At 52.4% G+C, this 12,462-nt stretch carries 11 protein-coding genes; 5 read left to right on the top strand and 6 right to left on the bottom strand.

The genetic code is table 11. The features are described 5' to 3' along the window. Positions 1 to 183: 183 nt before the first annotated feature. The 6 genes from AU511_RS15770 to AU511_RS15795 form a co-directional block, all read right to left on the bottom strand. A complete protein-coding gene (locus AU511_RS15770; RefSeq protein ID WP_094110248.1) occupies positions 184 to 1,113 on the bottom strand; it encodes an alpha/beta hydrolase in 930 nt (309 codons plus the stop codon). A 300-nt stretch (positions 1,114 to 1,413) separates the two neighbouring features. Beyond that, positions 1,414 to 1,953 carry an ankyrin repeat domain-containing protein gene (locus AU511_RS15775; protein WP_094110249.1) on the bottom strand — a complete coding sequence of 180 codons (540 nt, stop codon included), beginning with the start codon at positions 1,951 to 1,953 and terminating at the stop codon, positions 1,414 to 1,416. 60 nt (positions 1,954 to 2,013) lie between these two features. Further along, positions 2,014 to 3,561: a catalase gene (locus tag AU511_RS15780; protein WP_094110250.1), complete on the bottom strand. Its 1,548-nt coding sequence runs from the start codon at positions 3,559 to 3,561 to the stop codon at positions 2,014 to 2,016. Between the two features lie 404 nt (positions 3,562 to 3,965). Further along, positions 3,966 to 4,739, bottom strand: coding sequence for a (S)-acetoin forming diacetyl reductase (locus AU511_RS15785; protein ID WP_094101702.1), 774 nt, complete (start codon positions 4,737 to 4,739; stop codon positions 3,966 to 3,968). A 316-nt stretch (positions 4,740 to 5,055) separates the two neighbouring features. Next, positions 5,056 to 5,826 (bottom strand): (S)-acetoin forming diacetyl reductase, encoded by a 771-nt coding sequence (locus tag AU511_RS15790; RefSeq protein WP_094101701.1) that lies wholly within the window; start codon positions 5,824 to 5,826, stop codon positions 5,056 to 5,058. Between the two features lie 406 nt (positions 5,827 to 6,232). Further along, positions 6,233 to 6,736, bottom strand: a complete 504-nt coding sequence (locus tag AU511_RS15795) for an SRPBCC family protein (RefSeq protein WP_420843466.1) — start codon at positions 6,734 to 6,736, stop codon at positions 6,233 to 6,235. A 268-nt stretch (positions 6,737 to 7,004) separates the two neighbouring features. On the opposite strand from AU511_RS15795, the gene pncC reads away from it, so the two are divergent. From pncC to csrA, 5 genes are all read left to right on the top strand, one after another. Then, entirely contained in the window at positions 7,005 to 7,499 is a 495-nt protein-coding gene (gene pncC / locus AU511_RS15800; protein ID WP_094110252.1) for a nicotinamide-nucleotide amidase, read from the top strand. 105 nt (positions 7,500 to 7,604) lie between these two features. Beyond that, complete coding sequence (gene recA / locus AU511_RS15805; RefSeq protein WP_094101698.1) at positions 7,605 to 8,681, top strand: recombinase RecA; 1,077 nt, start codon at positions 7,605 to 7,607, stop codon at positions 8,679 to 8,681. A gap of 50 nt (positions 8,682 to 8,731) precedes the next feature. Beyond that, positions 8,732 to 9,208: a regulatory protein RecX gene (locus AU511_RS15810; RefSeq protein WP_094110253.1), complete on the top strand. Its 477-nt coding sequence runs from the start codon at positions 8,732 to 8,734 to the stop codon at positions 9,206 to 9,208. Between the two features lie 138 nt (positions 9,209 to 9,346). Then, on the top strand, positions 9,347 to 11,974 hold the full coding sequence (gene alaS, locus AU511_RS15815) for an alanine--tRNA ligase (protein WP_094110254.1): 2,628 nt from the start codon (positions 9,347 to 9,349) through the stop codon (positions 11,972 to 11,974). 314 nt (positions 11,975 to 12,288) lie between these two features. Further along, the coding region (gene csrA / locus AU511_RS15820; protein WP_016674325.1) for a carbon storage regulator CsrA at positions 12,289 to 12,462 on the top strand (174 nt) is incomplete at its 3' end.

A 12,462-nucleotide genomic window follows, 5' to 3' on the forward strand; every position in this document is an offset into this window, starting at 1 on the left:
AGACCCCAGACCCCAGACCCCAGACCCCAGACCCTGGTTAAAGCATCCACGCGGTTATTGACTGTACTATTCGGCCCAAGCACTTATTCAATGTGCCTGTCATGACCCGTATTGAGACCCTTTCCCGGCATAGAATCGCTGATCAGCCGACAACGAGTTCCCCGCGTGCTGTACGCTCCCTCCCTAATCCTCTTCTGTATTTACCCTCAGCCTGACGCTGGATGCGATATCCTGCATGACGTCTCGTGCCGCCTGGCTAATTCCCCCGAGCTGGAAAAATCCATGAATGACGCCCAGATAGCGTTTGCATTGTACGCTCACGCCCGTCTCCACCAGCGTGCGATACAGTTGCTCTCCCTCATCACGCAGGGGGTCGTACTCCGCCGTGATAATCAGCGTTTGGGGAAGATCGTTCAGGTCAGGCCGCCACAAGGGACTGGCTTCAGGATGACAGTACTCAGATGAAGCGAAGTAAGCCTCATAGCCGCTGAGCAGCGTATCGCGAGTGATAATGAAGTCGTCGCCATGGGTCCGGTACGTGTCACCGCGCGCGGTGGCATCCAACATGGGGTAAATCAACACCTGTCCGCGAGGCTGAAGGCCCCCGCGATCTCGTATCCGTAACGCGGTGATGAAAGCCAAATGGCCGCCAGCGCTGTCTCCCATCAACACCAGGTTAGCGGCATCGACTTGCAACGACTTCGCTTGCTTCTGAATAAGACAGAATGTCTGGAAAGCATCGTCGTGGGCGGCAGGATAACGATGCTCCGGCGCGAGCCGATACTGGACGGCAATAACGCGACACCGGCTGTGATACGCCAGCTGGCGCAGTGTGTTGTCGTGAGTGGCAAAGCCGCCGCTCACGAAGCAGCCGCCATGATAATAAACGATGGCGGGGGAATTCGACGTTGCCTGGAGCGGCGAGTAGATCCGCAGAGACAACCCCTGCAATGTCCGCTCCTCCACACTGACGCGTGTTTCACTCGCGCCCGACAGGCTGGCTGCGGCGATGTACCCCGCTCTGCGATCGTCAATAGATTGGTTTCTTGCTGACGGGCGGCCTGCATGGATGAAGTCCCGAACGAGTGCGTCGATACCGGGCTCAAGCGTCATGGCGATAGCTCCAGAGTGTGTATTCATGGATAGCCGTAATCGGAGGGAGTGACGTTATCCTGCAAATACGTGGATGGTAAAACATTGACGGTAGCGCACTCGTTTTAACGACGTCAAAGCCTTCGGAAATGAAAATCACGCGCCTGCTTGCAGAAGGTGATGAAACCGGCACCGTCATGGGCATCAATATTTGCAGGGGCCGTTGGTCGTGAAGTGTGAAGGGGACATCGCGATGAGGCGACAGGCGTTAGGACTTTGTGGGAAGCAGCGGCCAATAGTCAGGCCGCCGGGGGAGGGGGGTTACTGCCCTTTCACGTCACCGCGTTCAAGCGTGGTAACACTGTTTCCCATAGCATCTTTTGTGCTCATATCGGCCCCTTTTCGCTGCAAATCGTGCAGCAGCTCGGTGCGTTTGAACAAGGCAGCATACATGGCCGCCGTCTGTCCTGCGTTGTTACGCTCGTCCGGGTTGCATTCAGCGGCAAGTAGCCGTCTGGCGATGCGCAGTTCTCCTTTGAATACGGCGCCCATCAGCGCGGTATTACCGCGTTTGTCCTTCAAACAAGGGTCGGCCCCGTGTTTCAGCATGAGTGCGACGGCATCATCGTGGCCGTGATAGGCCGCGAGTATCACGGCGGTATACCCTTTTTCATCCTGCATATTCAGGTTGTAACCCGAGCGAATGAACTCGGTGATGACGGGCAGCTCGCCATTTCGGGCGGCATCCCACAGATAATGGTTTAACTGCGACTGTACGTTTCCGGCGTCTTCCGGCGGTTGAGCCTGCGCAAGGCCAATTAGCATCAACAGGCCCGTAACGAGCGATAATAGACGTTTCATGATGGTATCCCCTGAAATGAGTGGCCGCCCGCAGAGATCTCGACGGGCGGCCGGGCATCATTAGTCGCTCAGTTTAGCGGCCAGACTCTTCACCTTCGTCAAATCGCCTTTGGCGATCTTCGTCAGTCGTGAGCCATACTCCTGATCGGCTTTATAGAAGTAAGACAGCATGACGTTTCTGCTTTCTACGTCCGCCGTTCCCAAGGCTGAACCCAGGCTGTTGACCAGATCGGTGCGATCTTTTTCGCTATAAGAGCGGTACAGTTCGCCCGTTTGCTTGAAGTTCTGCTCCTTCTGGATTTTGCTTTGCTGTGTCGTCCCATTCAGCTGAGTTTGGCTATAACGAGCGGACACCAGCTCTTCACGCGGATGCAGTCGGCTGGGCTGATAGTTCACCCCCTCATCCTTGGTGTGGCCGTGGTTCAATGTCCCGTCCTGATTGCCGTTATTGACGGCTTTAAGCGGCGCATTGATCGGTAGGCTCAGCCCCGTCGTGCCTACCCGATATAACTGGGTATCGGCATACGCGAAGAGTCGGCCCTGCAGCAGTTTGTCCTCAGATGCTTCGATACCGGGAACCAGATTCGCGGGTGCCATCGCGACCTGCTCGGTTTCCTGGAAGAAGTTATCCGGGTTTTTGTTCAGAACCATCTGTCCGATTTTGCGTTCAGGGACGTCAGGCCAGATTTTGGTGGCATCCAGCGGATTGAAGTCGAACTTTTGCAGATCTTCCGGCGTCAACACCTGAACGTAAAGATCCCACTTCGGATAGTCGCCGCGCTGGATAGCGCTGACCAAATCATTGGTCATATGGCTGTAATCCTTGCCTTGCACTTCTTCAACCTGTTTGGGATCCAGATTCTTCATTCCCTGCAACGTTTTCCAGTGGAACTTCACGTAGTGAACTTCACCTTTGGCGTTAATCAGTTTGTAGGCGTGGACGCCGTTACCATCCATATTCCGGTAAGTCGCTGGTGTACCCTCGTTGGAGTAGAGCAACGTCAGCGTACGGGTGGATTCCGGCAGGTGGGAGAAGAAGTCGAAGCGACGTGCATCGTTATCCTGATTGGTGCGCGGGTCTGGCTTAAACGCATGCACCATATCGGGAAACTTGATGGCGTCTCGAATAAAGAAGGTGGGGAAGTTGTTGCCGACTAAATCCCAGTTACCCTGCGTGGTGTAGAATTTGGTGGCGAAACCGCGGGGATCACGCAACGTTTCCGGGGAGTGGGTGCCATGCACGACGCTGGAAAAACGAACGAATACGGGGGTATGCGTTCCTTTTTTGAATACCTCCGCGACCGTGAGGTCGGAAATGTCGTCCGTAGCGGTAAACTGACCGTGCGCGCCGGTTCCTCTAGCGTGAACGACGCGTTCCGGGATACGTTCGCGGTCAAAACGCTGCAGCTTTTGTAGCAGTTGGACGTCCTGAAGAAGAACCGGGCCGTTGGGACCCGCGGTTTGCGAGTTCTGGTTATCGCCCACCGGGGCGCCGTTGTCGCGGGTCAAGGTATCGGCGAATGCCGATTGAAACACGACGAGTGATGATACGGCGACCAGCGTTTTTTTCCAGCCGGCGCCACGATGCGTTGCGGGTATATTGCTCATAATTTGCCTCTTCTTCCTTGCGATGTTCAACAATAAGGGGTGTATTGCCGTCGAGTCCGTTGTGCTGATTTTCGACAAACCACGGTCTACTGCCGCCTGATGCTCTGTCTTTCCCTGGGCGTATCCTTTTTCCCTCTTTTCAGGCCTGACCGGGTTGCCACGTATAGGTCTATCATCCCGGGAAGAACAAAATAGTGACTTTCCGTGACTGAATTACTTTACCTGTTTTAACCCTATGCTTGAGGCCGTTATTTCTATTGAATTGATAGGTGGGCTATTGCGGCAAAATCGTTTCGAGGTATCGAAAAAAAGAGGGGGAAAACGGGGTGTTGGCAGAGAGATTTCCCGCCAGTGACAAGGTCATCTGGGCGGGAAAAACACCACTTCGTGGCTATGATGGGGGCTTATTTAAAGACCATACCACCGTCGATCAACAATGATTGACCCGTCATGTAGTCGGAGTCCGGGCCACAAAGATAAGATACGCATGCCGCGACGTCTTCCGGCGTGGACGGACGACCCAGCGCTATCTGCTTGGTGAACTGCTCCGTACCATACCCTTCCGGTTGGCCTGCGGCGGCAGAGAATTTACGGTCGAATTCTTGCCAGAGCGGGGTAACGACAATACCGGGGCAAAAGGCATTGACGTTAATACCCAGCGGCGCAAGATCGCGTGCGGTCGTTTGCGTCAGTCCTCGCACAGCAAATTTACTGGCGCTGTAGATGGACATATCGGGGTTGCCGACCTGGCCCGCCTGTGAACAGGCGTTGACGACTTTGCCGCCGTGACCCAGTTTTTTGAACGCTTTTACCGCGGCCTGAGTTCCCCAGATGACGCCTTTGATGTTGATATCCACAACCCGGTCGATGATCTCGGACGTCATGTCTTCAATCGGGCCGCGCGGCGCAATACCGGCGTTGTTCACGATCACGTCGAAACCGCCCAGCTGCTGTTCAGTGGTTTCGACGGCGGCGAAGATTTGATCGCGGTCAGAGACATCCGCCGTAATCGCAATGGCTTTGCCGCCGGCAGCGGTGATATTCTGTGCGACTTGTTTGGCGCTTTCACCGTTATAGTCGACAATAGCGACCGCGAATCCATCTTTGACCAGGCGAAGTGCGATAGCTTCACCAATTCCCTGACCCGCTCCTGTAACCAGCGCGACTTTATTTGTCATCCGTTATCCCTTCAATAAGTATCATTAATCAATTGCGGGTAGGGTAGCGTCTGACGTATTAAATAAAAACTCATAGTAAATTCAGTGACTTTTACCTGGCATTCAATAACCCATAGCGCTTATCAATCTACATAATTGTTCTCTTTCTAACTATTTTAGGGCTTGGGCCGGGGTAAGTTCTTGCGAGGAAATATCAAAATGAATGGGATGTCGCGGAGTTGACGAGAGGCGTTCTCCCGCCTGACTTGATGAGTGACGGGAGAACGCAGGGAGCCGGCAGCGCAGTTGAGGCTGCCATCACGGGTTTACGTGTTGATTAATTAAATACCATACCGCCGTCGATTAGCAGCGACTGGCCGGTCATATAGTTGGAATCCGGGCTGGCCAGGTAAGAGACGCAGGCGGCTACGTCTTCCGGTTCGGACAGACGGCCCAGCGTAATGCGTTTGGCGAATTGTTCGGTGCCGTAGCCTTTAGGTTTGCCCGCGGCTTCGGAGATTTGGCGGTCGATTTCATCCCACATCGGCGTTTTCACAATACCGGGACAGAAGCCGTTAACGGTAATACCCAGCGGAGCGAGGTCGCGTGCTGCGGTTTGCGTCAAACCACGAACGGCGAATTTGCTGGAGCTGTAGACAGCCAGTTCGGGGTTACCAATATGACCAGCTTGTGAACAGGCGTTAATGATTTTACCGCCGTGGCCCAGTTCTTTGAATGCTTTGACGGCGGCCTGAATACCCCAAATCACCCCTTTCAGGTTAATGTTGTAAACCTTATCGACGATTTCCGGCGTGATTTCTTCAATCGGCGTGCTCGGCGCGATACCTGCGTTGTTGACGATGACATCGAAGCCGCCCAGCTGTTGCTTGGCAGTTTCAACGGCGGCAAAGACCTGGTCCCGGTTAGAGACGTCGGCGGTGACCGCAATCGCTTTACCACCCGCTTCATTAATACGCTGAGCTACCGCTTTAGCGCTGTCACCGTTGTAATCCACGATAGCTACGGCAAATCCGTCTTTAACCAAGCGAAGGGCGATAGATTCCCCGATGCCTTGACCCGCACCGGTTACCAATGCAACTTTCGTCATGTTCTATTCCTTAGTGTGTGATAGTTAAATCGCTCTAATGAGGATAGCTGTAGACCTAAAGAATAAAAACTTATAGTGAGAATGATTATTGTTAGCCGACTTTAAATAACTTAGCGATATAAATGCGACCGTCGTTATGCTTCACATGGTGCATGGCGAACGATGAGGCAGTTCGAAAATCATCCTTGGTAAAACCGGGTCATCCTGGGTAAAGGGAGAGTGAAATCGGAAAGTTTGTAACATGCCAAATTCACCTTACATCCTCGCCATCAACCTTACCGACCTATGACAGTTCTATACATTCAGGTTGATAGATTAGAGCCATCCCTTGTTGATGTTGTGTTATTCATCCCTGTCTGAGAGTAGTTATTTACCCGCTTTCGAGCGGGTTTTTTTTGTCTGTCGATTATGATGAGGCTGCTGGCGGCGCGGGTTCCTGCTCTGCCAGTTTTTTGAAGCGTTGAAGGGTATTGTTCAGCATTTCTTTAGAAAGCAGTGCGAACATTTGGCCGATTTGTCGCCCTAGAAATCCGCCGGGCGCATCGAAATAGATCGTCAGCGTGACCTCGGTGCCTTTTCCCTGAGGTGCCGGCTGAAAAGACAATTTACCCTCATTGGGAACGCGGGCGCCTGCGAGGGAACACCAATGGATGAAACTACCAGGCTGTTCCTCAACGATACGAGCCGTCCATTCTATGCTTGGACCGAGCGGCGCTTTGACCCGCCAGAGAGAGTCCGTGGCGTTGAGAATGTCTATTCGAGCAAAGTGATTCATCAGAACCGGTAGCGTCTCCGGCTTACGCCATAGGTCGAATAACACGCCGGCAGGTTGGTCTATGACGATCGATTTGCCAAAACGGGTGGCGTTAGGACCTTTCACGCCCATATTGTTCAAGAACGTTGATGACACGTTCGTCCCTCCTTTATTCGGCGCCATAAGTCGCTATAGAGAATGGTATTCCCAAGTGTATCGCAGAATGTACGTTCACAGGATCGTTCTATCAGTGTGCCCCATCGTGTTTATGAAAAGGTGACGGCGATCTGACTATTCTTGCCAGGCTTTATGCATCTCTCATCCTTGCTGCGTATCGGTATGCACTTCGGGACTTGCCACGTTTTTTGAGGCGAGAAATGCTACCCTGAGGGGTAACAGCTTCATTACTATAGTGAGTCGATAGATGACAGAAGATTTTATTTTTCAGTTGAGTGAGCAGGTTGGCCAACGATTGAAATCTCGTGGCGCGCACATGACCTGCGCGGAGTCTTGCACAGGGGGCGGGCTGGCGAAGGTGATTACTGATGTCCCGGGCAGTTCCGCGTGGTTTGACTACGGTTTTGTGACCTACAGCAATCAGGCCAAAGAGGCGCTGGTCGGCGTCAAGTCGGAAACACTAGCGGAGTATGGCGCGGTCAGCGGCGAAGTTGTTGAAGAAATGGCCGCAGGCGCGCTGGATAAAGCCGAGGCGGATTACGCCATTTCTATCAGCGGTGTCGCCGGACCGGATGGCGGTACCCCCGAGAAACCGGTCGGCACCGTTTGGTTTGGTTTCGCCGCAAGACAAGACAAGGGATTCGTCCGCAGAGTGCAGTTCAACGGCGATCGCAACAGTGTCCGCCAACAAGCGGTTCACTTTGCATTGGAAACACTGCTGAATACTTTTCTGCAAAATTAACCTTGATGCTGTATGAGTGTACAGTATAATGTCTATCACCCGTTCGGTGAATCATGAACAAGCAACAGCGCAAATGCAGCCTCGTGCTGCGAGACAGGAGTAGAAATGGCTATTGATGAGAACAAACAAAAGGCACTGGCAGCAGCACTGGGTCAAATCGAAAAGCAATTCGGTAAAGGTTCTATCATGCGTTTGGGCGAAGATCGCTCAATGGATGTTGAAACTATCTCTACAGGTTCCCTGTCCCTAGATATCGCGCTGGGCGTTGGCGGTTTGCCTATGGGCCGTATCGTTGAAATCTACGGGCCGGAATCCTCTGGTAAAACCACGCTAACGCTGCAGGTGATTGCCGCCGCTCAGCGTAAAGGCAAAACCTGTGCCTTTATAGATGCGGAACATGCGCTGGACCCTATCTACGCGAAGAAACTGGGCGTTGATATCGACAATCTGCTGTGTTCCCAGCCGGATACGGGCGAACAGGCGCTGGAAATCTGTGACGCGCTGGCGCGCTCCGGCGCAGTGGACGTCATTATCGTTGACTCCGTAGCTGCATTGACGCCGAAGGCGGAAATCGAAGGTGAAATCGGCGACTCTCACATGGGGCTGGCCGCGCGAATGATGAGCCAGGCGATGCGTAAGCTGGCAGGCAACTTAAAACAGTCCAGTACGCTGCTGATTTTCATCAACCAGATCCGTATGAAGATTGGTGTGATGTTTGGTAACCCGGAAACGACGACTGGCGGTAACGCACTGAAATTTTACGCTTCAGTACGATTGGACATCCGCCGTATTGGCGCTATCAAAGATGGCGACGAAGTTGTGGGTAGCGAAACCCGCGTGAAAGTGGTGAAAAACAAAGTCGCCGCGCCGTTCAAACAGGCGGAATTCCAGATCATGTACGGTGAGGGTATCAACACCTTTGGCGAACTGGTCGACCTTGGCGTTAAGCACAAGCTGATCGAAAAGGCGGGTGCTTGGTACAGCTACAACGGTGAGAAAATTGGTCAAGGTAAGGCCAATGCATGTAACTTCATCCGCGAAAACACTGCGATTGCGAATGAGCTGGATAAAAAGCTACGCGACATGTTGCTTAATAAAGGCAATGAGTCGGCTGTGGCAGCTACCGGCAGCGAAGCGGGTTTTGACGAAGCAGCAGCCGGTGAGTCCAAAGAAGATTTTTAATCAGTTCATTATGTTAGCTAGCAGCAGCCGTACAACTATCAAGGTTACGCATGTCTAAAATATTGCGTTATGCCATGAATGTGTTGGCGGTCCGCGACCACAGTGAAACCGAGTTACGCCGCAAAATTGCGGCGTTCTTGTATTCCCCGTCAGAAGAAAACGGCGATGATTCCATTGCCATCACTCAAGAAATCGAACAGGCGATTGCCTACTGCGTTGAGTACGGTTGGCTTGACGACCAACGATTCGCTCAACGTTACATTTCTAGCCGAAGCCGGAAGGGGTACGGCGTTCAGAGAATTCGCAGCGAGTTGAGTCAAAAAGGCGTGGACAAATCGACGCAAAACGAGGCATTACGCCTTAGTGATGTCGATTGGTATCAATTGGTTCAGCAGGTCGCTGAGCGAAAGTTTGGTCATCCACTCCCCTCAGAATGGAAAGAAAAAGCGAAAGTTCAGCGTTACCTCTTGTATCGCGGTTTTTCGCATGATGAAATTCAATCTCTATACACGAATTTTTCAGATTGAATGCATACGGGATTTTACTTCCCTCCTGAGAAAATTTATCTTATCCCCACTTTTTTAGTTCGTGATTGGTTCGATTACGTCGGTATGTCGCACGGTTCGAACCCGCGACCATTCTTTTAGCTTGATTTCAGGACAATTATGAGCAAGAGCACCGCTGAGATCCGTCAAGCGTTTCTCGATTTTTTCCATAGTAAGGGACACCAGATTGTTCCCAGTAGCTCCCTAGTACCAAATAACGATCCAACACTGTTATTTACGAATGCGGGGATGAACCAGTTTAAGGATGTATTCCTTGGCCTGGATAAGCGTAGCTATTCGCGCGCGACTACGTCTCAGCGTTGCGTGCGTGCCGGCGGGAAGCATAACGATCTCGAAAACGTAGGTTATACCGCACGTCATCACACTTTCTTCGAAATGCTGGGCAACTTTAGCTTCGGCGACTACTTCAAGCATGAAGCTATCCGGAACGCATGGGAATTACTGACCGGCGAGCAGTGGTTCAATCTGCCTAAAGAAAAACTGTGGGTGACCGTCTACGCGACGGATGACGAAGCCTTTGATATCTGGGCTGACGAAATCGGCGTTCCGCGCGAGCGCATCATTCGCATCGGCGACAACAAAGGCGCACCCTACGCATCAGATAACTTCTGGCAGATGGGGGATACGGGACCTTGCGGCCCATGTTCCGAGATCTTTTACGATCACGGCGACCACATCTGGGGCGGACCTCCGGGTTCTCCGGAAGAAGACGGCGACCGCTACATCGAGATTTGGAACCTGGTCTTCATGCAGTTCAACCGTCAGGCCGATGGCACCATGCTGCCTCTGCCCAAGCCTTCGGTAGATACCGGTATGGGGCTGGAACGTATTTCAGCCGTCCTGCAGCATGTGAACTCCAACTACGAAATCGATCTGTTCAAAACATTAATCGCTGACGTGGCAAAAGTTATTGGCACAGATGATCTTGATAATAAATCGTTGCGTGTAATCGCCGACCATATCCGTTCATGTGCTTTCCTGATCGCAGATGGTGTCATGCCGTCTAATGAAAACCGCGGCTATGTGCTGCGTCGTATCATTCGACGTGCCGTTCGCCACGGCAATATGCTGGGTGCCAAAGAGACCTTCTTCTATAAGTTAGTCGCGCCGCTGGTTAGCGTTATGGGGCCAGCTGCAGAAGACCTGAAACGTCAGCAAGCGTTGGTCGAACAGGCGTTGAAGAATGAAGAAGAGCAGTTCGCTCGGACGCTGGAACGTGGATTAGCACTGCTAGACGAAGAGATTAATGGCCTGCAGGGCGATACGCTGAATGGCGAGGCAGCTTTCCGTCTGTACGATACTTATGGCTTCCCGCTGGATTTAACCGCGGACGTATGCCGTGAGCGCAACATCAAGGTCGATGAAGAAGGCTTTGAGCGGGCGATGGAAGCGCAGCGCCAGCGAGCTCGTGAAGCGAGCGGCTTTGGCGTGGACTATAACAGCCAGATTCGCGTCGATACGGCCACTGACTTCTGCGGCTATGAAAATACGGCTGGCAATGCCAGTGTTATTGCGCTTTACCGTGAAGGGCAGTCGGTTGATGAAATTCATGCCGGTGAAGATGCCGTGGTCATTTTGGATAACACGCCATTCTACGGTGAGTCCGGTGGTCAGGTTGGGGACCGGGGCGAACTGAAAACGAGCGATGCACGTTTCGTGGTAGAAGACACCCAGAAATATGGTCAGGCTATTGGTCATATCGGTAAACTCAGTCATGGTACGCTGAAAATTAGTGGTACTGTGGATGCAGTTGTTGACCAGGCTCGTCGCGATCGTATTCGTCTGAACCACTCTGCGACGCATCTGCTGCATGCGGCACTTCGTCAAGTTCTGGGCGAGCATGTCGCTCAGAAAGGTTCATTGGTTAACGACCGTCATCTGCGTTTCGACTTCTCACATACGGAAGCTATGAAGCCGGAGCAGATTCGCCAAGTTGAAGATATTGTCAATGCTCAGGTTCGTCGCAATTTGCCGATCGAAACCGAAGTGATGGCGATTTCAGAGGCGAAATCAAAAGGCGCTATGGCGCTCTTTGGCGAAAAATACGATGACCATGTTCGTGTGCTGACGATGGGCGACTTCTCGATAGAGTTGTGCGGCGGGATCCATGCCAGCCGCACGGGCGACATCGGCCTGTTCCAAATATCGTCGGAATCAGGGACCGCTGCGGGTATTCGCCGTATCGAAGCCGTGACGGGTGAGAATGCCATCAACGCACTGCATCGTCAGAGTGATGTATTGCAGGAAGTGGCCGCACTGGTTAAGGGCGATAGCAACAACCTGGCGGAAAAAGTACGTTCTGTCATCGACCGTACGCGTACGTTCGAAAAAGAATTACAACAGTTGAAAGCGCAGCAGGCAGCACAAGAAAGTTCCTCTTTGGCAGGTAAGGCGAAAGAGGTGAAAGGTGTGAAACTGCTGGTCGTTCAACTGGACAATGTTGATCCCAAGATGCTGCGTACGATGGTCGATGACCTGAAAAACCAGTTGGGGTCAGCAATTATTGTTCTGGCTATGGCAGCCGAAGGTAAGGTTAGCCTTATCTCCGGGGTGACGAAAACGTTGACCAGCAAGGTGAAAGCAGGGGAGCTCATCGGCTTTATCGCGAGTCAGGTCGGCGGTAAGGGCGGTGGTCGCCCTGACATGGCCCAGGCCGGCGGCAGTGACGTTAAGGCCCTGCCAGCGGCTCTGGAGAGCGTTGAAGCCTGGGTGGTTGATAAGCTATAACTTATTTACCAATGTTATTTAGACATACGTCGTAACCTTTAACAGTTTTGGCGCCTTGGGCTTGCGGAAACGGACGAACGCAAGCCAGACGGAGTTTGCCGGCCCCAGGAAAACCGGGGCCAATCAGACCTTCCGTCTGGTTGTGATAACAAAAATCGCAAGCTGTCTCATATCGACTAGACTGAACATTAGTAACAACTATGAGTGGGATGATGAACAATCATCATCTGGGTTTACGTTTTCTTGGCCCATGACGGATAATGGTGAGAAAATGAAGGGGCCTGACTCTTTATAATCTTTTCAAGGAGCAAAGAATGCTTATTTTAACTCGTCGAGTTGGCGAAACCCTCATGATCGGCGATGAGGTTACGGTTACTGTACTGGGAGTAAAGGGCAATCAGGTACGCATTGGTGTCAACGCCCCCAAAGAGGTCTCCGTTCACCGCGAAGAGATTTACCAGCGTATTCAGGCAGAGAAGTCTCAGCCT

Origin of the sequence: Lonsdalea iberica (genome assembly GCF_002111585.1) — a bacterium.
Classification (GTDB): Bacteria; Pseudomonadota; Gammaproteobacteria; order Enterobacterales; family Enterobacteriaceae; genus Lonsdalea; species Lonsdalea iberica.

Bases quoted from the DNA above. Each gene is read 5' to 3' on its own strand.
- AU511_RS15810 (WP_094110253.1), top strand. From the start codon at position 8,732: ATGTCTAAAATATTGCGTTATGCCATGAATGTGTTGGCGGTCCGCGAC.
- alaS (WP_094110254.1), top strand. From the start codon at position 9,347: ATGAGCAAGAGCACCGCTGAGATCCGTCAAGCGTTTCTCGATTTTTTC.
- pncC (WP_094110252.1), top strand. From the start codon at position 7,005: ATGACAGAAGATTTTATTTTTCAGTTGAGTGAGCAGGTTGGCCAACGA.
- AU511_RS15790 (WP_094101701.1), bottom strand. From the start codon at position 5,826: ATGACGAAAGTTGCATTGGTAACCGGTGCGGGTCAAGGCATCGGGGAA.
- recA (WP_094101698.1), top strand. From the start codon at position 7,605: ATGGCTATTGATGAGAACAAACAAAAGGCACTGGCAGCAGCACTGGGT.
- AU511_RS15780 (WP_094110250.1), bottom strand. From the start codon at position 3,561: ATGAGCAATATACCCGCAACGCATCGTGGCGCCGGCTGGAAAAAAACG.
- AU511_RS15775 (WP_094110249.1), bottom strand. From the start codon at position 1,953: ATGAAACGTCTATTATCGCTCGTTACGGGCCTGTTGATGCTAATTGGC.
- AU511_RS15770 (WP_094110248.1), bottom strand. From the start codon at position 1,113: ATGACGCTTGAGCCCGGTATCGACGCACTCGTTCGGGACTTCATCCAT.
- AU511_RS15785 (WP_094101702.1), bottom strand. From the start codon at position 4,739: ATGACAAATAAAGTCGCGCTGGTTACAGGAGCGGGTCAGGGAATTGGT.